This is a genomic window from Halopseudomonas sp., assembly GCF_041579695.1.
GTDB lineage: Bacteria > Pseudomonadota > Gammaproteobacteria > Pseudomonadales > Pseudomonadaceae > Halopseudomonas.
Window position 1 is genome coordinate 22,563 of the sequence record NZ_JBFGFI010000017.1, and the last position, 26,352, is coordinate 48,914.

The 26,352-nt window shown below is 58.9% G+C and carries 23 protein-coding genes and 1 pseudogene; 15 read left to right on the forward strand and 9 right to left on the reverse strand.

Annotated elements, in window-relative coordinates; translation table 11 throughout:
- Nucleotides 1–30 precede the first annotated feature (30 nt).
- Nucleotides 31–975 carry a LysR family transcriptional regulator gene (locus tag ABYA88_RS05770; RefSeq protein WP_373186018.1) on the reverse strand — a complete coding sequence of 315 codons (945 nt, stop codon included), beginning with the start codon at nucleotides 973–975 and terminating at the stop codon, nucleotides 31–33.
- 188 nt (nucleotides 976–1,163) lie between these two features.
- On the opposite strand from ABYA88_RS05770, the gene ABYA88_RS05775 reads away from it, so the two are divergent.
- Nucleotides 1,164–2,372 carry an acyl-CoA dehydrogenase gene (locus ABYA88_RS05775; protein WP_373186019.1) on the forward strand — a complete coding sequence of 403 codons (1,209 nt, stop codon included), beginning with the start codon at nucleotides 1,164–1,166 and terminating at the stop codon, nucleotides 2,370–2,372.
- A 213-nt stretch (nucleotides 2,373–2,585) separates the two neighbouring features.
- On the opposite strand, the gene infA is transcribed toward ABYA88_RS05775, so the two are convergent.
- From infA to aat, 3 genes are all read right to left on the reverse strand, one after another.
- Complete coding sequence (infA, locus tag ABYA88_RS05780) at nucleotides 2,586–2,804, reverse strand: translation initiation factor IF-1 (protein ID WP_036989719.1); 219 nt, start codon at nucleotides 2,802–2,804, stop codon at nucleotides 2,586–2,588.
- A gap of 175 nt (nucleotides 2,805–2,979) precedes the next feature.
- Nucleotides 2,980–3,687: an arginyltransferase gene (locus ABYA88_RS05785; protein ID WP_373186020.1), complete on the reverse strand. Its 708-nt coding sequence runs from the start codon at nucleotides 3,685–3,687 to the stop codon at nucleotides 2,980–2,982.
- Between the two features lie 63 nt (nucleotides 3,688–3,750).
- Complete coding sequence (aat, locus tag ABYA88_RS05790) at nucleotides 3,751–4,446, reverse strand: leucyl/phenylalanyl-tRNA--protein transferase (RefSeq protein ID WP_373186021.1); 696 nt, start codon at nucleotides 4,444–4,446, stop codon at nucleotides 3,751–3,753.
- Between the two features lie 215 nt (nucleotides 4,447–4,661).
- On the opposite strand from aat, the gene ABYA88_RS05795 reads away from it, so the two are divergent.
- The 7 genes from ABYA88_RS05795 (at nucleotide 4,662) to corA (ending at nucleotide 13,684) form a co-directional block, all read left to right on the forward strand.
- Nucleotides 4,662–7,085, forward strand: a complete 2,424-nt coding sequence (locus ABYA88_RS05795; RefSeq protein WP_373186022.1) for a DNA translocase FtsK — start codon at nucleotides 4,662–4,664, stop codon at nucleotides 7,083–7,085.
- A gap of 39 nt (nucleotides 7,086–7,124) precedes the next feature.
- Nucleotides 7,125–7,763, forward strand: a complete 639-nt coding sequence (gene lolA, locus ABYA88_RS05800) for an outer membrane lipoprotein chaperone LolA (RefSeq protein ID WP_373186023.1) — start codon at nucleotides 7,125–7,127, stop codon at nucleotides 7,761–7,763.
- Nucleotides 7,764–7,812: 49 nt separating this feature from the next.
- Entirely contained in the window at nucleotides 7,813–9,087 is a 1,275-nt protein-coding gene (locus tag ABYA88_RS05805; protein ID WP_373186040.1) for a replication-associated recombination protein A, read from the forward strand.
- Nucleotides 9,088–9,093: 6 nt separating this feature from the next.
- Nucleotides 9,094–9,465 carry a fluoride efflux transporter CrcB gene (gene crcB / locus ABYA88_RS05810; protein ID WP_373186024.1) on the forward strand — a complete coding sequence of 124 codons (372 nt, stop codon included), beginning with the start codon at nucleotides 9,094–9,096 and terminating at the stop codon, nucleotides 9,463–9,465.
- A 39-nt stretch (nucleotides 9,466–9,504) separates the two neighbouring features.
- Complete coding sequence (gene serS, locus ABYA88_RS05815; RefSeq protein WP_373186025.1) at nucleotides 9,505–10,788, forward strand: serine--tRNA ligase; 1,284 nt, start codon at nucleotides 9,505–9,507, stop codon at nucleotides 10,786–10,788.
- Between the two features lies 1 nt (nucleotide 10,789).
- Nucleotides 10,790–12,238: a siroheme synthase CysG gene (cysG, locus tag ABYA88_RS05820; protein WP_373186026.1), complete on the forward strand. Its 1,449-nt coding sequence runs from the start codon at nucleotides 10,790–10,792 to the stop codon at nucleotides 12,236–12,238.
- 381 nt (nucleotides 12,239–12,619) lie between these two features.
- Nucleotides 12,620–13,684: a magnesium/cobalt transporter CorA gene (corA, locus tag ABYA88_RS05825; protein WP_373186027.1), complete on the forward strand. Its 1,065-nt coding sequence runs from the start codon at nucleotides 12,620–12,622 to the stop codon at nucleotides 13,682–13,684.
- A gap of 5 nt (nucleotides 13,685–13,689) precedes the next feature.
- Here the strand turns inward: corA and ABYA88_RS05830 are convergent, their stop codons facing one another.
- Nucleotides 13,690–14,484 (reverse strand): SDR family NAD(P)-dependent oxidoreductase, encoded by a 795-nt coding sequence (locus ABYA88_RS05830; RefSeq protein ID WP_373186028.1) that lies wholly within the window; start codon nucleotides 14,482–14,484, stop codon nucleotides 13,690–13,692.
- Nucleotides 14,485–14,919: 435 nt separating this feature from the next.
- On the opposite strand from ABYA88_RS05830, the gene ABYA88_RS05835 reads away from it, so the two are divergent.
- Together ABYA88_RS05835 and ABYA88_RS05840 are read left to right on the forward strand one after the other, a co-directional pair.
- The gene (locus tag ABYA88_RS05835; RefSeq protein WP_373186029.1) at nucleotides 14,920–16,572 is read left to right on the forward strand and encodes a sodium:solute symporter family protein; all 1,653 of its coding nucleotides are present in this window, start codon (nucleotides 14,920–14,922) and stop codon (nucleotides 16,570–16,572) included.
- Between the two features lie 61 nt (nucleotides 16,573–16,633).
- Nucleotides 16,634–16,765 carry a putative transporter small subunit gene (locus ABYA88_RS05840; RefSeq protein WP_373186030.1) on the forward strand — a complete coding sequence of 44 codons (132 nt, stop codon included), beginning with the start codon at nucleotides 16,634–16,636 and terminating at the stop codon, nucleotides 16,763–16,765.
- 45 nt (nucleotides 16,766–16,810) lie between these two features.
- Here the strand turns inward: ABYA88_RS05840 and ABYA88_RS05845 are convergent.
- Nucleotides 16,811–17,119, reverse strand: a pseudogene (locus ABYA88_RS05845) (alpha/beta fold hydrolase); the annotation flags it as partial.
- Between the two features lie 36 nt (nucleotides 17,120–17,155).
- Here ABYA88_RS05845 and ABYA88_RS05850 point away from each other — a divergent pair.
- Complete coding sequence (locus ABYA88_RS05850; protein WP_373186031.1) at nucleotides 17,156–17,686, forward strand: lipocalin family protein; 531 nt, start codon at nucleotides 17,156–17,158, stop codon at nucleotides 17,684–17,686.
- An 8-nt stretch (nucleotides 17,687–17,694) separates the two neighbouring features.
- Here the strand turns inward: ABYA88_RS05850 and ABYA88_RS05855 are convergent, their stop codons facing one another.
- Nucleotides 17,695–18,336, reverse strand: coding sequence for a TetR/AcrR family transcriptional regulator (locus ABYA88_RS05855; protein ID WP_373186032.1), 642 nt, complete (start codon nucleotides 18,334–18,336; stop codon nucleotides 17,695–17,697).
- A gap of 155 nt (nucleotides 18,337–18,491) precedes the next feature.
- On the opposite strand from ABYA88_RS05855, the gene ABYA88_RS05860 reads away from it, so the two are divergent.
- The 3 genes from ABYA88_RS05860 to ABYA88_RS05870 all read left to right on the forward strand — a co-directional run bounded on the left by ABYA88_RS05860 (nucleotide 18,492) and on the right by ABYA88_RS05870 (nucleotide 23,900).
- On the forward strand, nucleotides 18,492–19,556 hold the full coding sequence (locus ABYA88_RS05860) for an efflux RND transporter periplasmic adaptor subunit (protein ID WP_373186033.1): 1,065 nt from the start codon (nucleotides 18,492–18,494) through the stop codon (nucleotides 19,554–19,556).
- Nucleotides 19,553–22,609: an efflux RND transporter permease subunit gene (locus ABYA88_RS05865; protein WP_373186034.1), complete on the forward strand. Its 3,057-nt coding sequence runs from the start codon at nucleotides 19,553–19,555 to the stop codon at nucleotides 22,607–22,609. Before ABYA88_RS05860 ends, ABYA88_RS05865 begins: the two co-directional genes overlap by 4 nt.
- A 109-nt stretch (nucleotides 22,610–22,718) precedes the next feature.
- Entirely contained in the window at nucleotides 22,719–23,900 is a 1,182-nt protein-coding gene (locus tag ABYA88_RS05870; RefSeq protein WP_373186035.1) for a GGDEF domain-containing protein, read from the forward strand.
- Nucleotides 23,901–24,197: 297 nt separating this feature from the next.
- Here the strand turns inward: ABYA88_RS05870 and ABYA88_RS05875 are convergent, their stop codons facing one another.
- Both ABYA88_RS05875 and ABYA88_RS05880 read right to left on the reverse strand, forming a co-directional pair.
- On the reverse strand, nucleotides 24,198–25,523 hold the full coding sequence (locus ABYA88_RS05875; protein ID WP_373186036.1) for a Na+/H+ antiporter NhaC family protein: 1,326 nt from the start codon (nucleotides 25,521–25,523) through the stop codon (nucleotides 24,198–24,200).
- A 71-nt stretch (nucleotides 25,524–25,594) separates the two neighbouring features.
- On the reverse strand, nucleotides 25,595–26,017 hold the full coding sequence (locus ABYA88_RS05880; protein ID WP_373186037.1) for a hypothetical protein: 423 nt from the start codon (nucleotides 26,015–26,017) through the stop codon (nucleotides 25,595–25,597).
- Nucleotides 26,018–26,155: 138 nt separating this feature from the next.
- Here ABYA88_RS05880 and ABYA88_RS05885 point away from each other — a divergent pair.
- Nucleotides 26,156–26,352 (forward strand): glutathione S-transferase N-terminal domain-containing protein (locus ABYA88_RS05885; RefSeq protein WP_373186038.1); only part of this gene is annotated, 197 nt, incomplete at its 3' end.

Genomic DNA, 26,352 nt, shown 5'->3' on the forward strand with positions numbered 1-26,352 from the left:
GGGGCACAAGCACCAGAGCCTGTATCAAACTCAGGTCGCGGCGATGGCGGCGTCGCGTTCCTTGTTCATCTTGCGCTCCAGCTGCTGGGACAGCTCGATGATCTGCTCGCGCATCCAGCGGTTGGCTGGATCCTGATCGGTGCTTTCGTGCCAGAACAGATGGGTTTCGATGGGTGGGACGTCATCGATCGGCAAGTCAAAGTAGTGCAGGTTGTGCCGGCGGGCAAACCGCTCGGGTACGGTCATGACCATGTCGGTCGAGTCCAGTACCAGCGGCGCCATCTGATAATGTTGTGAGCGTAATACCACGCGTCGCTGGATGCCGATCTTGCCGAGGGCCAGATCCACATGCCCAAGCCCGTTACGGCGGCTGGAAATATGGATGTGCGATTGCGCCAGGTAGTCATCCAGGGTGATCTTGCTTTTGCTGGCAAGCGGGTGATCCTTGCGCATCACACAGACATAACGGTCTTCGAACAGCTTGACGTGACGCACCTGGGTGTCGGTATTCAGCGGTGCGTCGATGGCGAAATCGAGCCGACCGGCGGCCAGTTCCTTGGTGGTTTCGCGGCGCTTGGTGAGGAAGCTGTCGACATTTATGTTGACCGCCAGGCGCCGGATGCGCGCGGCCAGATTTGGCAGGATCACCGCTTCTGAAAGGTCGGTCATGCTTATACGATAGGTCTTGGTGGCTTCATCAGGGTTGAAACTGCGGCTTTCCTGTACGGAGACGCGCAGCAGTTGCAACGCATGACGGACCGGCGTAATGATGTTCTGGGCCATCGGCGTGGGCACCATGCCCTGTGCCGTACGCACGAACAGTGGGTCATTGAAGGTTTCCCGCAGGCGGGCGAGGGCATTGCTGACTGCGGGCTGGGTGATACCCACGATCTGACCGGCACGGGTCAGATTGGCTTCGGTATATATAGCGTCGAACACAATGAACAGGTTCAAGTCGACTTTACTGAGGTTCATCGCAACATCATCCTTCGTAGGGCTTGGGACGGAGTGACTCAAGGCGAGACATCACCGATGCATCATAAGCGAAGTATATATTGCTTATGAATGTTAATACACGCGGAAAATAGGTTAGATAAATCGATTCGCGTCATCTAGCATCGTTGGTGTCGCTAACACATCGTTACCAGAAAAGGCACGCAACTATGGATTTCGGATACTCCCCCAAGGTTAAAGATCTGCGCGAACGCGTTGACGCATTCATGCAGGAGCACGTATTCCCGGCCGAGCACATCTTTCACCAGCAGGTGAATGAAGGTGATCGCTGGCAGCCCACCGCTATCGTCGAGGAGCTCAAGGTCAAGGCCCGCAAGGCCGGCCTGTGGAACCTGTTCCTGCCCGAATCAGAATTGGGCGCTGGCCTGACCAACCTCGAATACGCACCTCTGGCCGAGCTGATGGGCCGTTCCGGTCTGGCTTCCGAGGCATTCAACTGCAGCGCGCCGGACACCGGCAACATGGAAACCATCGTACGCTACGGTAATGAAGAGCAGAAGGAGCGCTGGGTCAAGCCGCTGCTGGCTGGCGAGATCCGTTCCTGCTTCGGCATGACCGAGCCCGGTGTCGCGTCCTCCGACGCCACCAACATGCAGGCCAATGCCCGTCGTGAAGGCGACGAGTGGGTTATCAACGGTCGCAAGTGGTGGACCTCCGGTGCCTGCGATCCGCGTTGCAAGATCATGATCTTCATGGGCCTGACCAATCCCGATGCGCCGCGTCATCAGCAGCACTCGATGATTCTGGTGCCGATGGATTCCCCTGGCCTGGAAGTGATTCGTCCGCTGCCGGTATTCGGTTACGACGATGCGCCGCACGGCCATGCTGAAGTGGTGCTCGATAACGTCCGCGTTCCCTATGAGAACGTACTGCTGGGTGAAGGTCGCGGTTTCGAAATCGCTCAGGGCCGTCTCGGGCCAGGCCGTATTCACCACTGCATGCGTTCCATCGGCGCTGCCGAGCGTGCGCTGGAACTGATGTGCCGCCGTTCTGTCGAGCGCGAAGCATTCGGCAAGCGTCTGGCTCAGCTGGGTGGCAACGTTGACCTGATTGCCGAGTCCCGCATCGAGATCAACCAGGCTCGTCTGCTGACCCTGAACGCCGCCTACATGATGGATACCGTGGGTAACAAGATCGCCAAGAGCGAAATTGCCCAGATCAAGGTGGCTGCACCGAACGTTGCGCTGCGGGTGATTGATCGTGCGATTCAGATGCACGGTGGTGCAGGTGTGTCGGAAGATACTCCGCTGGCTCACATGTATGCGATGCAGCGTACCCTGCGGCTGGCCGACGGTCCGGACGAAGTACACCGCGCTGCGATCGGCAAGATCGAGCTGGGCAAGTACATGCAGCGTTAAACTTTTGCTGCACTCTGCATGAAACAAAAAAACCGCTCCTGGTGAGCGGTTTTTTTATTGATCGTTAACGCAGCAGGGCGATGATTGCCGGGCCGGGACGGTTGTTATCAGACACGCGTCGACGCCCACCCGCGTTAGCGGGTGCGCATATCACGTGTGGCATAGGCGTTGGCCGGGTTGGCCGGAACTAACTGCCGGGAACAGCGTCCCGGATTAACGAGCGCGGTAGGTGATGCGACCTTTGGTCAGATCGTAGGGCGTCAACTCGACGCGTACCTTGTCGCCGGTCAGGATGCGGATGTAGTTCTTGCGCATCTTGCCTGAAATGTGGGCAGTAACAACGTGACCGTTTTCCAGTTCAACGCGAAACATGGTGTTCGGCAGGGTGTCAACAATGGTGCCTTCCATTTCAATACTGTCTTCTTTCGCCATTAAGCAAAGGCCTCTCAAATTACGGAATATCAGCGACGCACTTGATCAGTGCTCGCAAAAAAGGTGAGCAATTGTGCCTGAAAACCGCACAACAGCCAAGTTGGATCGCCGGTTTTTAGCGAATCGGCAGATAATAGACCACTTTTGGCGGCAAAATGCTGCAGAGGATCAAGCGCTAATTGATCCGGACCCAGCGCTGGTTCACCAGCATCTCGAGCGGACGGTACTCGGTCTTGTAGCTCATCTTCCGGCAGTTTTTGATCCAGTAGCCGAGATAAACCGCTTCGAGCTCCTTGCCACGGGCCTCCTCGATCTGCCAGAGAATCGCGAAGCGTCCCAGACTGCGCTGCGGATATCCGGGGTGGAAGAAGGTGTAGACCGCGGAAAGCCCGTTGCGCATATGGTCCGTCACTGCGACGGCCACCAGTTCATCTTCAAGCCGAAATTCATAAAACAAGCTGAATGGCCAGTCCCGCACCAGAAAGGAGCTGAACTGCTCGCGGCTGGGCGGGCACATGTCGCCGTCAGCGTGGCGCGATTCGATATAGTGCGCATAGAGCTGATAGATTTCATCGGTCACCCTGGGTGGCTGCGCAGTTACCTGCAGGTCGGCGTTACGCTTGATGATGCGTTTCTGCTGGCGGCTCGGGTTGAAGTCTGCCGCAGGTACTCGCGAGGCGATGCAGGCGCTGCACGCCTGACAGTGCGGGCGGTACAGGTGATCGCCGCTGCGCCGGAAGCCCAGCTCGGAAAGGTGACTGTAGGTTTCCACGTCAATGGGCTGCTGCGGGTCGAGGAACAGGGTGGTGGCGCGCTGATCCTCCAGGTAGCTGCAGGCATGCGGATGGGTTGCATAGAATTTCAGGTGAGCGAGGTTGGTCATGGACGGTTGCTCGTCAGAATGTTCGATACGGCACTCGTACCAGTATAAGTGCTGCCTGGCAGGCTACAACTCATCACCGCGCCAGAGATCGATGTTGGGCGCGGGGCAGAGCTGGCGCAATTGTCGTACGAAGTCCGCGCGTCTGATCGATTCGGCGCCCAGACTGAACAGGTGTTCGGTCGGCATCTGGCAATCGATCAGTTCGTAGCCCCATCGTTCAAGCTGCCTGACGAGGAAGACGAACGCTGCCTTGGAGGTATTGCTGCGGCGGCTGAACATCGACTCGCCGAAAAATACCTTGCCCATGGCCACGCCGTAAAGCCCGCCGACCAGATTGCCGTCCTCCCACACTTCGACGGAGTGGGCGAAGCCCAGGCGATGCAGGTGACAGTAGGCCAGTTGCATCTCGTCGGTAATCCAGGTGCTGTCGGTATAATCGCGAGGCTGCGAGCAGGCGCTGATCACCTCTGCAAAGCTGCGGTCCAGGGTGATTTCGAGCTTTGCCTTGCGCATGAATTTCTGCATGCTGCGCGATACATGGAGGTTGCCCGGGCGCAGCACGGTGCGCGGGTCAGGCGACCACCACAGTAGCGGCTGGCCGTCCTGGTACCAGGGGAAAATGCCCTCACTGTAGGCGCGTATCAGCCGCTCGGGCGACAGGTCTCCGCCCGCCGCGAGCAGGCCCTCTGGCTCGGCCAGTGCCCGATCGTGGTCGGGAAACGCCAGGCTGTCGGGGCGCAGCCATGTCAGCTGGGGCATTGAGCGACACCTCCGCCAGAACTTGAATGTTTAAACAGTTTATCAAGATGCTGATATAAGTTATTGTGATTCATGAATATAGTTTCATTGTGTGATCCACTACAGATCACTTCAGAGACTTAAAGCTTATACTTGTTCCCGAAACTCGGCTGCCGTGCGTCTAGCCAGTTATGAATTCTCCGGCCGGGCATCGTACAATATTCGGCTGATCAACGATGGAAGCCAGCGTTTTGAAGGATACCAAAGCCCGCAAGGCCCCGCCCGTATGGCGTGAACAGCTGACACTGCGCCTTCGCGAGGGCGCGCTGCTAGCGATGATCGCCCTGTGCCTGTATCTGAGCATGGCGCTGCTGAGCTACGACACCGCCGATCCCGGCTGGACACGCAGTGGTGGCGCCGGCGAGGTAAACAACGCCGGCGGCAGCATGGGCGCCTGGATCGCCGATGTGCTGCTGCTGACCCTGGGCTATCTCGCCTACCTGTTCCCTATCATCGTGGCGGTGAAGGTCTGGCAGATGTTCCGCCGCCGGCACCTACCGTTTATCTGGAATGGCTGGCTGTTTTCCTGGCGGCTGATTGGCTTTGTGCTGACGTTGCTCGCTGGCACCGCGCTGGCTGCACTGCACGGCAGCGCGCCGGAGAGTTTCCCGAGTATTGATGGCGGCGGCGGAGGCGGTGTTCTCGGGGAATTACTGGCTCAGCAGGCCCAGCCGATCCTGAATATGCAGGGCAGCACACTGCTGTTCCTCACCCTGTTCCTTTTTGGCCTGACGGTCTTTACCAACCTGTCCTGGTTCCGCGTGATGGAGCTGACCGGAAAGATCACCCTAGACCTGCTTGACCTGCTAAAACGAGGCTGGCATGGCTGGCGAGCGCGCCGGGCATCTGCGGCGGTCGAGCGCGAACTGCCAAACCGTCCGGCAAAAGCGCCGGCTGCGCGCAGCGAGCCGGTATTCAGCGCCGCAGAACAACGTGAGGCTGAAGCCTCCAGAGCCCGGCGCCAGGAATCACTGGCCAAGCATCAGGCTTCCCGCGATGGTCGTCAGCCGCCGGAGATCGTACCGCCCGATACCAAGCCGTTGCAGTCCAGCGAGCGGTTGCAAAAGGAAAAGCAGTCGACACTGTTCAGCGAGACCGTTGAGCCGGGCTCGCTGCCGCCAATTTCCCTGCTTGATCCGGCCCTGAAAAAGACCAAGGGTTTTTCCGCCGAGTCGCTGGAAGGGATGTCCCGGTTGCTGGAGCTCAAGCTAAAGGATTTTGGTGTCGAGGCCGAGGTGGAGAAGGTCCAGCCAGGTCCGGTGATTACCCGGTTCGAGATTCAGCCGGCGGCTGGCGTCAAGGTCAGCAAGATTTCCAACCTGGCCAAGGACCTGGCGCGCTCCCTGGCGGTGATCAGTGTGCGGGTGGTTGAGGTCATACCTGGCAAGACTACCGTAGGCATCGAGATACCCAACGAGGATCGCGAGATCGTGCGCCTGTCCGAGGTGCTGCAGACTCGCGAATTCGACGAAGCCACATCACCGGTTACCCTGGCGCTGGGCCATGACATTGGCGGTCATCCGGTCATGGCTGACCTGGCGAAGATGCCGCACCTGCTGGTTGCCGGCACCACCGGCTCGGGCAAATCGGTAGGCGTCAACGCGATGCTGCTGAGCATCCTGTTCAAGGCGCCGCCGGAAGAGGTCCGGCTGATCATGATCGACCCGAAGATGCTCGAGTTGTCGATCTACGAGGGTATTCCGCACCTGCTTGCGCCGGTCGTTACCGATATGAAGGAAGCGGCCAACGCACTGCGCTGGTGTGTCGCCGAGATGGAGCGGCGCTATAAGCTGATGGCTGCCATGGGCGTGCGTAACCTGGCGGGCTACAATCGCAAGATCAAGGATGCGCAGAAGGCCGGCACGCCGTTGACCGATCCGCTGTTCCGCCGCGAATCGATGGAAGATATCCCGCCTGAATTGCAGACATTACCGGTTATTGTTGTGGTGATCGACGAATTTGCCGACATGATGATGATTGTTGGCAAGAAGGTCGAGGAACTCATCGCGCGTATTGCCCAGAAAGCCCGCGCGGCCGGTATCCACCTGATTCTGGCCACGCAGCGGCCCTCGGTGGATGTGATTACCGGCCTGATCAAGGCCAATATCCCGACCCGTATGGCGTTCCAGGTCTCCAGCAAGATTGATTCGCGCACGATCCTCGACCAGGGCGGCGCAGAACAACTGCTTGGCCACGGCGACATGCTCTATATGCCGCCAGGCACCAGCCTGCCGGTGCGGGTCCACGGCGCCTTTGTGTCAGATGATGAGGTGCACCGGCTGGTCGATGCATGGAAGCAGCGCGGCGAGCCGGATTACATCCAGGACATTCTCGACGGCGCGGATGACGGCACTGGCAGCTTCGACACATCCGGCGGCGCGGGTGGCGGTGATAGCGAGGAAGATGCACTTTACGATGAGGCTGTGCGCTTCGTAACGGAAAGCCGCCGCGCCTCGATCTCGGCTGTACAGCGCAAGCTCAAGGTCGGCTACAACCGCGCCGCCAGAATGATTGAAACCATGGAGCTGGCCGGAGTGGTAACATCAATGAACACCAACGGCTCGCGCGAGGTGATCGCACCTCCTCCGGTACGCGATTGACGCGGCCACACCTATTTCCAGCGGAGAATAACCCTGATCATGATCAAAACCCTTTTTCGCTCCAGCTTGGCGACGCTCTGCCTGATCGGTTTGCCCTTTGCGGCACTGGCCGAGGAACAGGGCGCAGCTGCCGAGCGGCTGAACACTCTGTTGTCACGCGCCAATACCATGACTGCAGGCTTCTCCCAGATGACGCTGAGCTCCAATGGCGCCAACCTGCAGGAGGCCAGCGGGAGTCTGGTGCTCAAGCGCCCCGGCATGTTCCGCTGGCACACCGTTCCGCCGGCAGAACAGTTGCTGGTCTCCGATGGCGAACAGATCTGGTTGTACGATCCGGATCTGGAGCAGGTAACCATCCAGAAAATGGACAAGCGCCTGACACATACACCTGCACTGCTGTTGTCGGGGGATGTCAGCACGTTGGAGGAAAACTTCGACATTACTGTCGTCGAGAGCGGCAATGTGTCCGAGTTCCTGCTGACCCCGCGGGTGAATGACACGCTGTTTGATAGTCTGCGACTGTCTTTTCTCGACGGTAAAATCAATGACATGCAGTTGAGCGACGCAGTCGGCCAGCGCACCAACATCCTGTTCCATGACGTGACCGTCAACCAAGGCGTTCAGCAGGAGCAGTTCACTTTCGACATTCCATCGGGAGTCGATGTCATCAGTGAGTGATGCAGGCCTCTTCCCCGATAGGGGAACGCACCAGCCGCTGGCCGCACGCATGCGGCCGGCGACACTCGACGAATATACTGGCCAGTCCCACCTTCTCGGACCTGGACGGCCACTGCGGGTAGCCCTGGAACAGGGCGCTCTGCACTCGATGATCTTCTGGGGACCGCCAGGCGTGGGCAAGACCACTCTGGCACGGTTACTGGCTACCCTGGCTGACGCACAGTTTGTCAGCATTTCCGCCGTGCTTGCCGGGGTCAAGGATATCCGTCAGGCGGTGGAGATGGCCCGCCAGCAGGCTTCGCAGAACGGACGGCAGACAATTCTGTTCGTCGACGAGGTCCATCGCTTCAACAAGGCGCAGCAGGATGCCTTTCTGCCCTACGTTGAAGATGGAACCCTGCTGTTCATTGGCGCAACCACCGAAAACCCGTCATTCGAGCTCAACAACGCGCTGTTATCCCGCGCACGGGTATATGTGCTCAAGTCGCTGGATGAAGCGTCCCTGTCGACCCTGCTTGATCGCGCCCTGGGCGATGTCGAGCGCGGCCTTGGCCGCCATGCGTTGTCGGTTAGCGATGAGGCCAGGGGCATCCTCATTGGCGCAGCCGATGGCGATGCCAGACGATTGCTGAATCTGGTCGAGATTGCGGCCGACCTGGTTGACGATGGCGGCACCATCGATACCGCGCTGGTGGGTGATCTGCTCAACGATACCCGTCGCCGTTTCGACAAGGGGGGGGAGGCCTTCTACGATCAGATTTCAGCACTGCACAAATCGGTGCGCGGATCCGATCCAGATGCCTCCCTGTACTGGTTCGCACGGATGATCGACGGCGGCGCTGATCCGCTGTTTCTGGCGCGCCGCGTGGTACGCATGGCTAGCGAAGAGATCGGCAATGCAGATCCGCGGGCTTTGACTCTCGCCCTCAACGCCTGGGATGTGCAGGAGCGTCTGGGCAGTCCGGAAGGCGAGCTGGCGGTGGCGCAGGCCGTTGTGTATATCGCCTGTGCGCCAAAAAGCAACGCCGTATACAAGGCCTTCAACGCAGCCATGAAGGACGTTGCCAGTCAGCCGTCCTATGAGCCGCCGTTGCACCTGCGCAATGCGCCGACCAAGCTGATGAAGGAACTGGGCTACAGCGAAGGCTACCGCTATGCCCACAATGAGCCGCAAGCCTATGCCGCCGGGGAGGATTATTTTCCCGAGGAGCTTGAGCCCCGGCGTTATTACGAGCCAGTTGACCGCGGGCTGGAACAGAAGATCGGACAGAAACTGGAACACCTGCGTAGCCTGGATGCTGCCAGCGGGACCAAACGGAGATAGGGATTGATGGTTGCCAGTCTGTTTGCAATAGCCCTCGGCGGTTCGCTGGGCGCCCTGTGCCGCTACGGTATTGCCCAGTGGATAATGGTCACCTGGCCCAAGGCTTTTCCACTGGCGACTTTTACCGTCAACCTGATTGGTTGCCTGATCATAGGTATACTGTATGGCCTGTGGCTGAGCCGGCCGGAATTCTCGCCGGTGCTGCGCCAGGGGCTGTTTATTGGCTTTCTTGGCGCCTTTACTACATTTTCCACGTTCTCCCTCGACGCCTTGCGCCTGATGGAGAACGGCGAGAGCTTGATGGCTCTCGGATATATTCTGCTCAGCGTGAGCGTTTGTCTATTCGCCACCTGGGCCGGCCTGTCGCTGGTCCGTTAGCCAGCCGGGCTGCCACCCGCAACCATAAGATGATGACTCATGCTTGATCCGAAACTGGTCCGCAGCCAACCGCAACTGGTCGCCGAACGTCTTGCTACCCGCGGCTTCGTGCTTGATGTAGCTCAGCTGGAAGCGCTTGAGGCGCGTCGCAAGACAGTCCAGACCCGCACCGAAACCCTGCAGGCCGAGCGCAACAGCCGGTCCAAGTCGATTGGTCAGGCCAAGGCCCGGGGCGAAGACATCCAGCCGCTACTGGCGGATGTCGAGCGCATGGGTACCGAGCTGAGCGAGGCCAAGCAGGAGCTGGACGCAATCCAGGCCGAGCTCGATGCCTTGCTGCTGACCATGCCCAATCTGCCCGAGGAATCGGTACCGGTGGGCGCGGACGAGGATGACAATGTCGAGGTCCGTCAGTGGGGTACGCCGCCGGAGTTCGACTTCGACCCGCGTGATCATGTCTCCCTGGGCGAGCAATACGGTTATCTGGATTTCGAGACCGCCGCCAAGTTGTCCGGTGCCCGTTTTGCATTGATGCGCGGACCGATCGCCCGACTGCACCGCGCGCTGGCCCAGTTCATGCTCGATGTGCATGTCAACGAGCACGGCTATGAGGAGCTTTACACGCCGTATCTGGTGCAGGCCGACGCGCTGCAGGGCACCGGCCAGCTACCCAAGTTCGAGGACGACCTGTTCCGCGTTCCGCGCGGGGAGGACCAGCGCGACCTGTATCTGATACCCACTGCGGAAGTGACGCTGACCAACACCGTCAGCCAGAGCATCATTGACGCCGACAAGCTGCCCCTGCGCATGACTGCGCACACGCCGTGTTTCCGCAGTGAAGCGGGTTCCGCCGGGCGTGATACGCGTGGGATGATCCGCCAGCACCAGTTCGACAAGGTCGAGATGGTGCAGATCGTCCGCCCGCAGGATTCCGCCGCCGCGCTGGAAGAGCTGACCGGCCACGCCGAGAATATTCTCAAGCTGCTGAACCTGCCTTACCGGGTACTTGCACTCTGTACCGGCGACATGGGCTTTGGCGCGACCCGTACTTTTGATCTGGAAGTCTGGATTCCCAGCCAGGGCAAGTACCGCGAAATATCCTCCTGCTCCAGCTGTGGTGATTTCCAGGCGCGACGCATGCAGGCGCGCTGGCGCAACCCGGAAACCGGCAAGCCGGAACTGGTGCACACGCTCAATGGCTCCGGGTTGGCCGTAGGTCGCACCCTGGTGGCGATCATCGAGAACTATCAGCAGGCTGATGGCAGCATTCTCATACCCGAAGTGCTGGAGCCATACATGCCTGGTATCGGGCAGATCGGCTGATATGGAATATCTGCCGCTTTTCCACAACCTGCAGGGTCGCCTGGTACTCGTGGTCGGTGGCGGTGAGATTGCGCTGCGCAAATCGCGCCTGTTGACCGAGGCAGGTGCCGTGTTGCGCGTCGTAGCTCCGGAAATCGAACCGCAGCTCGCCGAACTGGTGCTCGGCGGAGGCGGCGAATGTATCGAGCGGGGTTATCAACCGACCGACATGAACGCTACGCAGCTGGTCATTGCGGCAACGGACGACGAGCCGCTCAATGCCCAGGTATCGGCCGACGCCCAGGCCCGGTTTCTGCCGGTCAACGCCGTGGACGCGCCCGATCTGTGCACCGTGATCTTTCCGGCCATCGTCGATCGCTCTCCATTGATCATTGCAATCTCCAGCGGCAGCCATGCCCCGGTACTGGCGCGGCTCACGCGGGCCCGTATCGAAACGCTGTTTCCGCATACCTATGGCAAGCTCGCGCAGCTGGCCAAGCGTTTCCGCAGCCAGGTGAAAGCAGCCTTCCCACAGATCAATCAGCGCCGTGTGTTCTGGGAGGATGTGTTTCAGGGCGACGTTGCCGAGCGTATTTTTGCCGGTCAGGACGACGCCGCAGAGAGCCTGCTGGCCAGTCGTCTGGCCGATCAGGCGGGCAAGAGCTATCGCGGTGAGGTCTATCTGGTGGGTGCCGGCCCCGGTGACCCTGACCTGCTGACCTTTCGCGCGTTGCGACTGATGCAGCAGGCTGACGTGGTCCTGCATGACCGGCTAGTGCCCACTGCGATCATCGATCTGTGCCGGCGCGATGCCGAACGTATTTACGTGGGCAAGGCACGCTCGGAGCACGCGGTACCCCAGGAGCAGATAAACCAGCTGCTGGTGCGCCTGGCCGGCGAAGGCAAACGCGTATTGCGCCTGAAGGGTGGCGATCCGTTCATCTTCGGGCGGGGCGGGGAGGAGATCGAGGAGCTGGCGGCCCACGGCGTGCCATTTCAGGTGGTGCCGGGCATTACCGCTGCCAATGGTTGCTCGGCTTACGCCGGTATTCCACTGACCCATCGCGACTACGCCCAGTCGGTACGCTTCGTTACCGGGCACCTCAAGGACGGCACCAGCAATCTGGCTTGGCAGGGGCTGGTCGCGCCGGGACAGACCCTGGTGTTCTACATGGGGCTGGTCGGTCTGCCGGAGATTTGCCAACAGCTCATCCATCATGGCCGCGGCGCGGACACGCCTATGGCATTGGTACAGCAGGGCACCACAGCCAATCAGAAAGTACTGATTGGCACGCTGTCCACCATGCCGGGCCTGGTGGCAAATACAAGCATAACCCCGCCAACCCTGCTGATTGTCGGGGAAGTGGTCAATTTGCACGGAAAACTGAAATGGTTTGCGCCGGACGCCGTGGAAAAGGATACCCGGGGCGTGCTGTCGTCAAATCAGGAAACAAATGAAGACGCAACGTAGACCAAAATATCAGGAAGGAGAGATGACACCTTGATAAGGCTCGCCGCATGCAAGCAATGTCTTCGGCTGGAAGGATGAAACGGAAATTGTGTGCAGAGGATTGAGGTAGACAGAGGCAGTTATTTCAAAGAAGTCAGACTGACGCTGATACTTGGTCTTTTTTTGGGTCATCTATCTGCTGGCGCAGCAAACAGCTGTTGCTATAGGCATGGTCGGTACAAACGAGGACCACCACAAGCCGCCGAGTCACTTTTCAGCGTTTGCCCACAGGCAGGCCCAGGGCGAATTCAGCAATAGCGATGCGCTGTCCCATTAACGGGCCGCTTCGCGCCGACGCGTACCCAGGTGCGGCTGTTGCTTAACCCATACGAAGGCAAAATCATGTCGCGAAGGCTCGTTGTCAAACGCGGTAAGAAGCTCGGTGCAGCGCCTGGTACTCTGGTGCACATCGGTGATCATGCGGGTTTCGAGAGCAGCATCTCGGCGATGGTGTATGACGAGGAACACCTTCAGAGCCAGGCGGACGTTACGCCGGACGAGTGCAGGAGTCTGCTCGGCCTACCTGGCGTCAAGTGGCTGGACATGGACGGCGTGCACCAACCGGAAACTGTCAGGGAGATGGGTGAACTGTTTGGCCTGCATCCCCTGGTGCTCGAGGACATACTCAACACTGACCAGCGACCGAAAATAGAAGCCTACGACGGCTATCTTTATATTGTGCTGCGTATGCTGCGCTTCGACGAGAATCACCAGCAGATCTATTCCGAACAGGTAAGCATGGTGCTCGGCAAGGACTATGTGTTCTCGCTGCAGGAGCTGCCTGGAGATGTGTTCGATGGCGTGCGTCGACGGCTGCGCGGTGGACGGCGCATTCGCTTCATGCAGGCGGACTATCTGGCTTACGCGATTCTGGATGCGGTGGTCGATCACTATTTCGAGCTGCTGGAGAAACTGGGCGACGAAATCGAGGCCCTGGAGGACGAGCTGATGGTCAAGCCGGAGCCGGGAACCCTGCAGAGAATCCACCACTTCAAGCGGGAAATGCTCATGCTACGCAAGGCCGTCTGGCCGCTGCGTGAGGTTCTGGGCCAGTTATCCCGCGACGGGCATGCACTGATCAGCGATGAAACCCGGTTATTCATGCGCGATGTGTACGACCACAGCATCCATGTGATTGACACCATCGATACCATCCGCGAGCTGCTGGTCAGCATGCTGGATCTGTACCTGTCGAGCATCAATAACCGGATGAATGCAGTGATGAAGGTGCTGACCATTATCGCAACGGTCTTCATGCCGCTCACGTTCATAGCCGGGGTGTACGGCATGAATTTCGAATACATGCCGGAACTCACCTGGCGATGGGGCTACCCCGCTGCGCTGGCGATCATGATCCTGGTCGCCGGCGGACTGCTGCTGCTGTTCCGCCGGCGTGGCTGGCTCTGATCAGGTCAGGTCAGGGTATCGACAATTCCACCTTCGACGCGCAAGGCTGCGCCGGTTGTGGCAGATGCCTGCTGTGAGCAGACATAAACCACCATGTTGGCGACCTCTTCGGTTGTGGTGGCGCGCTGGATGATCGAGGAGGGCCGCTTGGCCTTGACGAACTCGCGAGCCGCATCATCGATACTGATACCGTTTTTCTTTGCTGACGGCTCGATCATCGCCATCACGCCTTCGGAGAGGGTAGGTCCCGGCAGCACGGCGTTGACTGTTACTCCGGTACCGCCGAGGCGTTTGGCCAGGCCGCGGGAAACGGACAGATTGGCCGACTTGGTAAAGCCGTAGTGAATCATTTCCTGCGGTATGTTGATACCGGATTCCGAAGACAGAAAAACGATGCGGCCCCAGCCTTTGTCGACCATGCCAGGGGCATAGGCTCGGGAAACCCGCACGCCAGACAGCACATTCACTTCAAAGAAGCGCTGCCATTCCTCGTCAGGGATTTCAAAGAAATCCAGCGCATCAAAGATGCCCAGGTTATTCACCAGGATGTCGGCATGGGGCTCGGCATTGACCAGCTTTTCGCAGCCCGCCGCGGTAGCCAGATCGGCCGCCACCCCTCTTACGTTGGCGTCGGGGCAGGCAGCACGAATCTCTTCTATAGCGCCATGCACGCGATCTTCAGTGCGACCGTTGACCACGACGCTGGCCCCGGCGTGGGCTAGGCCGTGAGCGATTGCCAGGCCAATACCTGCGGTTGAGCCGGTAATAATGGCGGTTTTGCCGGACAGATCAATCAGCATTGCGTGCACTCCTTGAATGGGGCAGTTTCTTGGTTGGATAGTTTGTACTTTGCACAGTCTAGACGCTGCATTCACGCAGAAAGCGGGCAACGATGCACGCGAACGATTGGCACAGCAGATTACCAGGACCGGCGCAGGCCGCACCCCGGGGAATCAGGCGTGGACGGGGCCGGTGCTAGCGAGTAGGGTAGATCGCCATCGGGTCGACCTTTCCTGCGCTTTTTCGCGCATCACTGTGCACGTTGACCTGGCCGCTTCACCCGGCGCTTTATGTGCCGAAATCTCGCAATACCAGATCGCCAACCGCGGTCTTTATCTCGCTACAGACATACCTAGAAAGATGTTCTGTTTTTGCTTACGTCCTGTGGCTGCCGCTCCGTATGGAATTCTGGCTGTCACGAAGGATGATCGGGCTGCAAAGCCTATGGGTATTCAATGAACGAAGAAAGTTTCTATCAGTTCTCGACACTGACCGTCCTTTTCCTGCTTGTCGCCTTTTACGGCGGCACCTATCTGCTGACCTTGCTGATCAAGAAGAAAAAGGAAAATACCGACGCCTTCATGGTATCCAACCACCAGATCGGCTTCGGTCTCGGCGCTGCCAGCATGACCGCCACCTGGATATGGGCTGCCTCGTTCTACGGTGCGGCCACATCCGGGTATACCTACGGCATTTCCGGCCCACTGCACTACGGGTTGTGGGGTGCGTTGATGATTCTGTTCATCTACCCCTTCGGCCGGCGTTTCCGTGAACTTGCACCTAACGCCCACACATTGGGCGAGCTGATCCATGCCCGGCATGGCTCCTCCAGCCAGCTGATTCTCGCGTCCTCGAATATTCTGGGCAGCATCATCAGCCTGATGGTCAACTTCACCGCGTCTGGCGCTCTGGTCTCGGTACTGTCCCCACTGTCGTTCCAGGCCGGTGTAGTCATCGCCGGTGTCGGTGTGCTGTCCTATACCTTGTGGTCGGGCTTTCGCGCATCGGTGCTGACCGACTTTGCACAATTGATGGCGATGATGGCGGTGGCTATCCTGATTATTCCGGCGGTGCTCTTTGCTCTCGGTGGGCCGGGCACGCTGTCCGATGGCATGAGCCTGCTTACGCCCGAACAGGCCAATCTGTTCTCGATGGACGCGATCCTCAACCAGGGCGCTCCCTTCTTTGTGGCGGTGCTGGCTTACGCGATCGGTAACCAGACCATCTCGCAGCGACTGTTCGCGGTTCGTGAAGACCACATCAAGCCTACATTCATTACCGCAACGATCGGCTACGGTGCCATCGTTATCGGGCTGGGCATGATCGGTCTGATGGCGCTGATGACAGGCATGGAGCCGATTGATGGCGACATGAACAATCTGATCCCGCAAATGGTCTCGATGTACCTGTCTCCGGTGTTTATCGGGCTGTTCTTCATTCTGGTAATCGGCTCGCTGTCCTCGACCGCGGACTCGGATCTATCCGCGATGTCGGCGATCGTGATGGCCGATGTTTACGGCAAGAATATCGCCAAGAACAAGCCAGACCCCACCAAAATGCTGTTTATCGGCAGGCTGACGATGATTGTCGCTACGCTGATCGGTGTGGTTCTCGCCAGCTTCTCGATGGACATTCTGATCATGCTGGTATTTGTCGGCGCACTCTGGGGCGCCATCGTGTTTCCGGTGATCGCCAGTTGCTTCTGGAACCGGGTTACCAATGCGGCTTTCACCTCGGCGGTGATCGCCGGCCTGGCGATGTTCTGCATCGCTCGCTTTGAGTTGTTGCCCATGGTCAGCGTGATAGCGGTGTTGTTCGAACTGCTAGCAGCGGTGGGCGGGGGTGTAGTCCTGGGCCTGATGGCGTTTGGCTTCGGCGGTCGCCGTGTAGGCATGATTGTCGCCGCGATAACCGCTATCGCGCTGGCCTTCTTCTGCGTCGGCTTCCTGCGTGACTATACCGTTCTGCTGGCATCGCTGATGGCGTACGGCGTCAGCACGATAGTCTGTGTGGTTATCAGCCTGCTCAGTTCCAGCGAATTTGATTTCACGCAGATCGATCAGAAAGTGATCAATTACGATCCGGCCAAGCCTGTTGCCCAGGCCTGAATCGGATTCGGTTCATATGCTGGTGCGTTTTTGACGCATCGGCCAGTTAAAGGAAAGCAAGATGCAAACATTCATACTGGGATTATATGTACTGATCTGGCCGCTGGTATCACTGGCTGTTCTGGCAGTGATCGGCGTGGCTACATGGAAAGACATTCAAAAAGCGCGGCGCGAGAAAACCGAACTGGTCTGAAAAGACGCAGGCCAGCTCGCTTCTGCGGATGAAGGGAGGTGGCGACTCGTTTGCCAGGCCCTTGAACAGCGCTTCATGAAAGCACTCGGGCGCCTGGATCTGAGGCGAGTGGCCCAGGTCCGGAAACTCGACTAGCGTGGCATCCGGAATCGCCTCGGCCGCCTGCTCCCCCAGAACGTCGTAACGGCCGAGCTCCTTCAGCAGTTCCTCTGGGGCCTGGGCCTTGCCGATGGCGGTGTTGTCTTTCTCTCCGATGATCAGCAGGGTGGGCACCTGCAATTTTCCGAATTCATGGACCACCGGCTGGGTAAATACCATGTTCGAGGCGGTCAGAACACTGAACATTGCTAGACTCCATGGGAATAAAACTACAGACACCATAGGTGACCCATGAATATCCGAAAGCTCATGCCCGTTTTTTTCGCCGTACTGCTGGGTGGTTGCGTCAAATTACCGGAGAATGTCGAGCCAGTGTCCGGTTTTGAGGCGGATCGCTACCTGGGCACCTGGTATGAAATTGCGCGCCTTGACCATTCGTTCGAGGAGGGGCTGAGCCAGGTCACCGCGGAATACAGCCTGCGCGATGACGGCGGTATCCGGGTTATCAATCGCGGCTATTCGGCGGAAGAGGGCGAATGGCAAGAAGCCGAGGGCAAGGCGTATTTTGTCGAGGATGAAGACACCGGGTACCTGAAAGTATCTTTCTTCGGGCCCTTCTACGGTGCTTACGGCATCTTTGGACTGGATAAGGAAGATTACAGCTATTCCTGGGTCTCGGGGCCAGATACCGGTTACCTATGGCTGCTAGCCCGAACGCCCGAGGTCAGCGATCAGCTCAAGCAACGCTTTGTGGAGCGCTCCGACGAGCTTGGGTTCAATACTGACGAACTGATCTGGGTCGAGCATCAGCCGCCGGAGTAATTGGCGTTCTAATGGCGCTCCGCCCGCAGCGCGGTCAGTAGCAGGTTGACCGCCGACTCGACCCTGAAACGAAGCTGGTCAGCATCGGGAGTGGGGCAGCCATTCATCAGAAGCCCGTGGACCAGGCTGCCTTTCCACATGCCAATCAATTGTTCAGCTCTGTGCATCGGGTCATCTACCTCTACCTGACCCTGTGCCGCGGCTCGTTCCAGACATGACGCCGCGCGGGCGACGAATGCCTGGGGGCCATCACGAAAGATCAGCTCACCGTGCTCGCAGTGGCGAGCGCCATGGGTGATTACCGTACGCATGATGCGCACTCCCTGATCACTGGTGAGAAAAGCCAGCAACTGGGTGCCCAGCGCAATCAGCTGGTCGCGCAGATCGTCTATCGAGTTCACCGGCTCGGGACCCATGCCGGTCAATTCCAGATGCTGACGCTCGAGCACGGCACGCAGCAGGGCTTCGGCATTGTCGAAACGACGATAGATGGTGCCCTTGGAAACGCCGGCACGGCGCGCGATGCCTTCAATAGTGAAGTGCATGTCGCCGTCGGCGAAACTGTCGAGCACTGCGTCGAGAATGCGATCAAGCTTCTCCACGTCAACCGGCCGGCCGGGGCTGACCGGCTGCGCTTCTTTATTACTCATCTGATCACTTCTCCAGACGGACCATGGTGATACCGCGGCAGATATAATCTCGTAATTGCCAGCGACATTCATCACAAGATTAACGCAGAACAGGCATTTACGGAACGGATCCGTTCTGTAATTATACGCGCACACAAATTTGCCTGGAAGGTTACATGGCTATGCGCGCGTTATTGCTCTCGATTCTGACCCTGACCCTGGTCGCCGGCTGCGGTTCGGAGCAGGACGTCGATCAGGTGACTCCCATCGTCAAAGTGCGCACTGCGCAGATCGAGAATGCCCAAGAGCAGCACTGGACGCTTAGCGGCACGGTTCACTCGCGCCGCGATGCCGCTCTGAGCTTTCTGATATCCGGTCAGATCAACGAGCGTCTGGCCCAGGCAGGGGAGCGGGTGGAAGCCGGCGATGTTCTGATGCGCCTCGATCCGAGGGACATTCGACAGCAATTGGCCGCAGCCCGAGCCAACGTCGCGGCGGCCCGCGCCCAGGCTGAAAACGCCGAGGCGAATCGGGACCGGCTTGCCTCGTTGAGCAAGCAGGGCCTGGTTCCAGTGCAGGCCTACGAGGATGCCCGCGCCCAGGCTCGCGCCGCGCGGCAGTCGGCCAAGGCCGCTGAAGCCGCATTGGCCCAGGCCAGCAGCGCAAATGAATATGGGGAGCTCAGGGCGCCGGCTGATGGCGTGCTGCTCGAAGTGAGTGGTGAGGTTGGGCAGGTGGTCACCGCAGGCATGCCTGTCGCTACGCTCGCATATGATGGGCCGCGTGACATCGAGGTATACGTGCCCGAACGCAAGCGTCCCGGCTTGCCCGAGCAGGCAAGGGTCGAGTTGTACGGAGGTGAAGCCCAAGCGCCTGCGACGCTGCGAGAGGTAGCCGGCTCTGCAGATCCGCTGTCGCGCAGCTGGCGTGCGCGCTACAGCATTGAAGATGATCCCGCCGCCTGGCCCCTGGGCAGCAGCGCCACATTGATTCTGCCAACGAGCTCCAACGCAGAGATGGCCACCGTGCAGCGTTTGCCCGTGGGCGCTCTGATCGACCGCGGCCAGGGTATGGGCGTCTGGGTGATAGAGGAGGACCAGGTAAGCTGGCAGCCGGTTGATCTGGTGCGCATGGATACCGAGCTCGCCTACGTGCATAGCGAGCTTGCTGCAGGCACGCAGATAATCGCGCTAGGTGCGCATTTGCTGGAGCCCGGACAGAAGGTCGAGACACTGCCATGAGTCTGGATCCGCTACGTTTCAACCTGTCTGCGATTGCTGTGCGTGAGCGCTCGGTCACGTTGTTCTTCCTGTTGCTGATTGCGGTGGCAGGCATCTACTCCTTTATGGCGCTGGGCCGCGCGGAAGATCCCGCGTTTTCCGTGCGGGCGATGGTGGTGTCGGCTACCTGGCCTGGCGCGACCGCCGAACAGATGCGCGAGCAGGTTGCCGACCCGCTGGAAAAGCGGATTCAGGAAGTCGAGTGGTTCGAGAAGATCCAGACCACGGCCAGGCCAGGCCGGGTTGACATGCTGGTGACGTTCCAGGATTACACACCCTCGGAAAATCTGCCCGAGGTGTTTTATCAGGTGCGCAAGCGCATGCAGGACGAAGCGCGCGTACTGCCGCCCGGTGTGCAGGGGCCATTCGTTAATGATGATTTTTCCGATGTGTATTTTTCGCTCTATGCCCTTACCGCGCCGGGTTTGCCGCAGCGCCATCTGGTGCAGGAAGCGGAACGGCTCAGGGATATCCTCAACCGGATCGAGGGCGTGCAGAAAGTACGTCTGATAGGCGAGCAACAGCAGCGAGTGTATGTCGATCTGGATTCCTACCGCATGGCAAAGCTGGGCATTACCGCCCAGCAGATAGGGCAGGCGCTGGACGCCTACAACCGGCTGATGCCGGCCGGCCTGATCGAGACCGAAGGTACTCGTCTGTATTGGCGCGTTGATGCCGATCTGGCGGATATGAGTGCGATCAAAGATGTGCCGCTGCGCCTGGGTGATCGCCTGATCCGTCTGGGCGATGTGGCTAGTGTCACACGTGGCTACGAGGACCCGCCTAGCTATATGGTGCGCGCCTTTGGTGAAGATGCGCTGATGCTTGGCGTGGTGCTCAACAAGGGCGAGGATGGATTGGAGGTTGGCGGCCGCCTGGCTGCCCGGTACGAAGAACTGTCCGCGCAGATGCCTCTGGGTATGCAACTGCGACAGGTAACCAATCAGGGCGAGGCTATCAGTCGGGCGGTGGAGTTGTTCCAGGTCAAGTTCCTGATTGCTGTGCTGGTGGTGATGCTGGTCAGCTTCGTCAGTCTGGGTTTGCGCCCGGGACTGGTAGTAGGTATTGCCGTGCCGCTGACGCTTGGCCTGACTTTTCTGTTGATGTTGATCCGGGGCATGAATCTGGACCGCATCACCCTGGGCGCGTTGATCATTGCGTTGGGACTGCTGGTTGACGACGCAATCATCGCAATTGAAATGATGCTGGTGAAAATGGAGGAGGGCTGGGAGAAAACCCGGGCCGCAGCCCATGCCTGGACGGCAACTGCCGCCCCGATGCTGTCCGGCACACTGGTGACCGCAATCGGCTTTGTACCGATCGGCTTTGCGCGCTCAGGTGTCGGTGAATATACCGGGAACATTTTCTGGGTGCTGGCCTTCGCGTTGCTGGCATCCTGGCTGGTTGCCGTCGTATTTACTCCGTTTCTTGGCGTCATGCTGCTCAAGCCCAGTACCAAGCCGTCCCACAGTCATTCCGAGCATTATCAGACCCGAGGCTATCAGCACTTTCGAAACCTGATTGGAGGCTGTGTACGCTATCGCAAGACTATTGTGGCGACCACAGTCGGGCTTTTCATTCTGTCAGTCATGGGTATGAGCGGGCCGGTTCAGAAACAGTTTTTCCCATCCTCCGACCGTCCGGAAGTGCTGATTGAAGTATTCATGCCCGAAGGCAGCAGTATCGCCGCTACCGATGAAGTGGCTCAGCGTATAGAGGCCCTGCTGGTTGAACACGAAGACGTGCGCTCGCTGGCGGCATACGTTGGCGCCGGCGCGCCACGTTTCTTTATCTCGCTCAATCCCGAATTGCCTAACCCGGCCTTTGCCAAGGTTATTGCCATCGCTGAGGACGATGACGGTCGTAACCGGATAATCGAAGACATGCGTGAACATGTCGCCGCTGGCGAGTTTCCGGAAGCTCGGGTAAGGGTGCATCAACTGGTGTTTGGCCCGCCCGTCGCATGGCCTGTCAGCTTCCGGGTAATGGGGCCTGACCCGGATCTGCTGCGGTCTGTATCCAACCAGGTACGTGACCTGATGGCCGAACATCCAGCCATCATCAATGCCAATCTGGATTGGGGGGACCGAGTTCCGGCCGCACGCCTGCGTCTGGATAATGAGCGTCTGCTGGCAATTGGATTGACCCCACTGGATCTGGCTGAGCAGCTGCAGGTGCAGTGGGGCGGCCAACCGGTCACTGTGCTGCGTGAAAATACCCGTAGCGTCCAGCTGATGGTGCGTGGCGCGCCGGAAGGTCTGGACAATTTTGCCGACCTGCCACTGCGCACTGCAGATGGTCGCACTATCACGCTGCAGCAGGCGGGACTGATCGAATTCGTCAGCGAGGAGCCAGTGCTCAAGTACTACAATCGCGAGCCCTTCATAACAGTGCAGGCCGATGTAAGGGATGCCCAGCCGCCGGATGTCACCGTGGCATTGTGGGAACAGCTCGCCCCGCTGCGTGAGTCACTGCCGCGCGGTTATCACATGGAGACCGGTGGCTCGGTGGAGCAGTCGGCCAAGGGCCAGGAATCCATTCGCAAGGTCCAGCCGATCATGCTGGCACTGATGATGATCGTGATCATGCTGCAGATGCGCAGCTTCTCCGGCACCTTCATGGTGCTGGCGACTGCGCCTTTGGGCGTGATTGGCGCGACCCTGGCGCTGCTAATCGGCAATCAGCCATTCGGCTTTGTCGCCTTGCTTGGTCTGATCGGTCTGGCCGGCATTCTGATGCGCAACACGCTGATTCTGACCAAGCAGATAGACGACAACCTGGCTGCGGGTATGGACCAGTTCAGCTCGGTAGTAGAAGCAACGGTGCAGCGCACGCGACCGGTGCTGCTGACCGCTCTGGCGGCTGTTTTTGCCTTCGTACCGCTTACCTATGATGCGTTCTGGGGCCCGCTGGCTTACGTGCTGATCGGCGGCACACTCGTCGGGACGCTGATTACACTGCTATTCCTTCCGGCGCTCTATTCGTTGTGGTTCAGGGTGCGCCGCCCCGAGTGACCGGTGGTCACCGTGCCCTGAGTTGCCGGGTATGGTGGCCATTTTTTCTCGACAGCACTATCCTGTCTGCCAATAAAAGAATAAAAGCGCAGCTTGCAGGAAGACTCAGATGTTTGATATCAACACGTTGATCGTGGTTCTGGCAGTAACTTCCATTGTGTCGGTCATGGGTTTGCTGGCTGCAAGCATTCTCAACCGCCAGGTTCGCGCCATCCGTTACTGGGCTGCTGGCCTGAGTTTTTTCATTGTCGGCCTGCTGTTGCAGGTGTCCAGCCCCCCGATTCCTCTGTGGATCAGCGCTGTGGTCATCACCCAGGCGTATTTCGTACTCTGGTGGGGAACTCGTTGCTACCGAAACCGTGATCAGAACGGCTTTGTGCCAGCCATGCTGGGCCTCTTCATGATCCAGGCCATCGTTTTTTTTGTGCTCCAAGAATCCCTTCGCTTCAGCATCATGTTTCACAGCGCGGTGGTGGTGGTCGTGTGCGTGCTGACGATTTTCGAGCTATGGCGCGTGTCCCTATTGCAGCGCATCGTTGTCTGGGTGTGGGCACTTATCTGGGGCATGCATGCAGTGGTGTATCTGCGGCGCTTCGGTCTGTATCTCACCGACGAAGCCTATATCAATGCTACCGACTTCCAGATGGCTGTGAGTGTGGAGGCGATCAATTACCTGGAGGGAGTCGCATTTATCTATGGGTTTTCCCTGATGTGTGTCGTGTTGACGACGGCCAGCCTGCAGAATGAGCTCAAGCACCAGGCCAGCCGGGATCCGTTGACCGACCTGTTCAACCGCAGGGCGCTGGAAGAAAGCGCTCTGAAGGCGCTTGGCATGGCCCGTCGTAGCGGAATGCCTGTCACGCTGCTGCTGATGGACCTTGACCGTTTTAAAGCCATTAACGATGAGCATGGACACAAGGTAGGTGATCAGGTCCTGGTGGCCTTCGCCGAGCACCTCAATGATCACTCGAGGGTTCCCGATCTGGTGTGCCGCTTTGGCGGTGAAGAGTTTCTCGTCCTGCTCCCCGACACTAGCCTCCCCGAAGCACAAAGCATTGCAGAGCGGATTCGCACCGGTTTGGAGAAAAAGGTAATAGTTACCGGGAAAACGAGCGTCAAGATAACGGTTTCCATCGGTGTGGCAGAGCTTAGAGACGACGAACAAGATAACCTCTTCGATCTGGTGGAACGGGCCGACCAGGCGCTCTACCAGGCAAAAGAGCAAGGCCGTAATCGCGTGCAAAGCTGGTCCCGTGGGCTGAGGATGGCGAGGGTGGAAGGGCTGTTTTAATTCCGAATGGAGCCTGGCTTTTGCGCCACTTTTGCGCGCTTACAAGGCTCTATTCCGAACACAACGGTCTCGCCTAGCTGGAATCAGGGTTCGCTTACAAAGACTTCTCGTGATGAACCGCACAGCGGAAGCGTGTACTTGGATAATAATTTTCTCTGACTGGATTGTGGTTCCATCGTCGAGCTGTGTTCGCGTCCATCCAGTTCATTTCTGCGTAGTAAGAGCCACGCCGAATTTTCTGCGCTTTCTGCGCTTTCTGGGGTATTGGCCGAGGTGGAACTCGGCCGGCCCCAGTGATCAATTTGTTTCGGGCTTGGGTTTTGGGAAGCCGAATATGATGGCGGCGATGGCCATGGCGGCAAGGAGCCAACAGTAATAAACCTGGCCGACCAGTGCCAGCGGCGAGATCGATGCCAGGGAGCCGGCCAGCAGGATCTGGGCGCCATAGGGGATCAGGCCCTGGATAACACAGGAGAATATGTCGAGCAGGCTTGCGCTGCGGCGACGGTCGACTTCGTAGTCTTCCGCAAGCTCTCTGGCGACGCTACCGCTGATGATGATGGCGACGGTGTTGTTGGCAACGAACAGATTGGTGATGCTGACCAGCGTGGCAATGGCTGCTTCGCCAGTGCGCTTGCCGGTCTTGCCGATGGCCCCGGCAATATGCTGAATGCGCTCGCGCACCCAATCCAGGCCGCCCTCGCGCTTCATGATGGCTGACAAACCACCGATGAACATCGACAGCACCATGATCTCCAGCATGCCTTCAAATCCGCGGTAGATGTCCCCGCCCCAGGTGGCGACGTTGTAGTCTTCGGCTATGAACAGCCCGGTCAGCCCGGAAAGCACGATGCCGGTCATGAGTACCGCGAGTACGTTCAGTCCGCTGAGTGCGAGCACCAGCACGGCAACGTAAGGCAGTACCAGCAGCAACTGATAGTCGGCCAAAACGGGCTCTACGGTGGTGCCCCCGAGAATAAACAGCAGCACCATGGTGAGCACCATGGCGGGCATCGCAATCATCAGGTTGAGCTTGAACTTGTCGCGCATGGACACGCCCTGGGTGCGGGTCGCGGCGATGGTGGTGTCGGAGATGATTGATAGGTTATCGCCGGCCATCGCGCCACCGATGATTGCGCCCATCGCCAGGGGTATGGATAGGCCAGTGGCTTCGGCAAAACCCAGAGCGACTGGTGCGAGTGCGCCAATCGTTCCCATGGAGGTACCCATGGCAGTTGAGATAAACGCGGCGATCAGGAACAGGCCCGGCAGGACAAATGCGGACGGAATAAAGCTCAGGCCCATGTTCACCGTTGCGGCCACGCCGCCAATGGCTTCGGTCACGGTGGCAAAGGCGCCCGCGAGCAGGAACACCAGCGCCATGGTGATGATATTACTGTCGCCCACACCGGCAACGAAGGCTTCGAGGGTGCGGTTCAGCGTGTCGCGAGCCAGCAAGACAGCGAGGATGATCGCGGGCAGGATCGCGACCGGTGCCTTGATCTGATAGAACGCGAAGTCGGTGCCGATCGCAGTGTAATAGATGCCGCTGCCTAGAAAGATCAGCAAGAACAGCAACAGCGGCAACAGCGCTATGGCACGTGGGGCCAGGCGTTCAGTCATTTCAGTTATTCTCCGTGAGTGCAGGCAAGGCGCGGCATTCTACGCGACTTGACCAGTGCCTGCCCGTCTCGCTATTCGGTTTGTGCCAGAAGCGCTTCCACGTCGGCATAGGTTTGCGGAAGTACCGGGCCGGCAATCACTTCGCCTTCGGCATCAAGCAGCACCAGATCACCGTCACGGGAGTCGTTATCCTGGGCAAAAGCACGGCCGTCTTCCTGGCCCTGGTGGGCTATGCGCAAATATACCCGTTCGCCATGTTCGGCCTGGGCTGCGCGCAAAAAATCGAGCACTTCGCCGCCGCCAACATAGTTGGTGTCACGGGTGAGTACCAACGTGGGCTTGTCGGTACCGATTACCGAGAGATCGGTGGATATCCCGCCGCGTGGCAGCTGCTGCCAGGCCGCAAAACTGATGCCGCTTAGCAGCAGGACCAGAAACAGGGTTTTGATCCAGCCGGGGATGCGTTTGCTTGCGGTGTTTTGAGATGTCGTCATAGCGCTTTCTCCTGAGATTCGCCGGCAATTCTCCCATGACTGGTGAGCTGATGCGCGAAATCCTGCTACAAAGACTTTCACCGGATGTTCGTGGCATAGTTGATTTTTCTTCACGCTCTTTATCAGGAAGATGAACACATGATTACAGTCCACCACCTGGCCAACTCCCGCTCACAACGTATCCTCTGGCTGCTCGAAGAGTTGGGCCTGGAATACGAAGTCAAACGCTACGAGCGCGACCCGGAAACCAGCCTGGCACCGCCTGAGTTGAAGAAAGTCCATCCGCTGGGCAAGTCGCCAGTGATTACTGATGGCGAACAGGTGGTGGCAGAGTC

Excerpts from the sequence above, each read along its gene's own strand:
- cysG (WP_373186026.1), top strand. The coding sequence starts at position 10,790 with ATGGAATATCTGCCGCTTTTCCACAACCTGCAGGGTCGCCTGGTACTC.
- corA (WP_373186027.1), top strand. The coding sequence starts at position 12,620 with ATGTCGCGAAGGCTCGTTGTCAAACGCGGTAAGAAGCTCGGTGCAGCG.
- ABYA88_RS05855 (WP_373186032.1), bottom strand. The coding sequence starts at position 18,336 with ATGAGTAATAAAGAAGCGCAGCCGGTCAGCCCCGGCCGGCCGGTTGAC.
- ABYA88_RS05830 (WP_373186028.1), bottom strand. The coding sequence starts at position 14,484 with ATGCTGATTGATCTGTCCGGCAAAACCGCCATTATTACCGGCTCAACC.
- crcB (WP_373186024.1), top strand. The coding sequence starts at position 9,094 with ATGGTTGCCAGTCTGTTTGCAATAGCCCTCGGCGGTTCGCTGGGCGCC.
- ABYA88_RS05805 (WP_373186040.1), top strand. The coding sequence starts at position 7,813 with ATGCGGCCGGCGACACTCGACGAATATACTGGCCAGTCCCACCTTCTC.
- ABYA88_RS05870 (WP_373186035.1), top strand. The coding sequence starts at position 22,719 with ATGTTTGATATCAACACGTTGATCGTGGTTCTGGCAGTAACTTCCATT.
- lolA (WP_373186023.1), top strand. The coding sequence starts at position 7,125 with ATGATCAAAACCCTTTTTCGCTCCAGCTTGGCGACGCTCTGCCTGATC.
- ABYA88_RS05775 (WP_373186019.1), top strand. The coding sequence starts at position 1,164 with ATGGATTTCGGATACTCCCCCAAGGTTAAAGATCTGCGCGAACGCGTT.
- ABYA88_RS05840 (WP_373186030.1), top strand. The coding sequence starts at position 16,634 with ATGCAAACATTCATACTGGGATTATATGTACTGATCTGGCCGCTGGTA.
- ABYA88_RS05860 (WP_373186033.1), top strand. The coding sequence starts at position 18,492 with ATGGCTATGCGCGCGTTATTGCTCTCGATTCTGACCCTGACCCTGGTC.
- ABYA88_RS05785 (WP_373186020.1), bottom strand. The coding sequence starts at position 3,687 with ATGACCAACCTCGCTCACCTGAAATTCTATGCAACCCATCCGCATGCC.
- ABYA88_RS05850 (WP_373186031.1), top strand. The coding sequence starts at position 17,156 with ATGAATATCCGAAAGCTCATGCCCGTTTTTTTCGCCGTACTGCTGGGT.
- ABYA88_RS05835 (WP_373186029.1), top strand. The coding sequence starts at position 14,920 with ATGAACGAAGAAAGTTTCTATCAGTTCTCGACACTGACCGTCCTTTTC.
- infA (WP_036989719.1), bottom strand. The coding sequence starts at position 2,804 with ATGGCGAAAGAAGACAGTATTGAAATGGAAGGCACCATTGTTGACACC.
- ABYA88_RS05795 (WP_373186022.1), top strand. The coding sequence starts at position 4,662 with ATGGAAGCCAGCGTTTTGAAGGATACCAAAGCCCGCAAGGCCCCGCCC.
- ABYA88_RS05770 (WP_373186018.1), bottom strand. The coding sequence starts at position 975 with ATGAACCTCAGTAAAGTCGACTTGAACCTGTTCATTGTGTTCGACGCT.
- aat (WP_373186021.1), bottom strand. The coding sequence starts at position 4,446 with ATGCCCCAGCTGACATGGCTGCGCCCCGACAGCCTGGCGTTTCCCGAC.
- ABYA88_RS05875 (WP_373186036.1), bottom strand. The coding sequence starts at position 25,523 with ATGACTGAACGCCTGGCCCCACGTGCCATAGCGCTGTTGCCGCTGTTG.
- ABYA88_RS05880 (WP_373186037.1), bottom strand. The coding sequence starts at position 26,017 with ATGACGACATCTCAAAACACCGCAAGCAAACGCATCCCCGGCTGGATC.
- ABYA88_RS05865 (WP_373186034.1), top strand. The coding sequence starts at position 19,553 with ATGAGTCTGGATCCGCTACGTTTCAACCTGTCTGCGATTGCTGTGCGT.
- serS (WP_373186025.1), top strand. The coding sequence starts at position 9,505 with ATGCTTGATCCGAAACTGGTCCGCAGCCAACCGCAACTGGTCGCCGAA.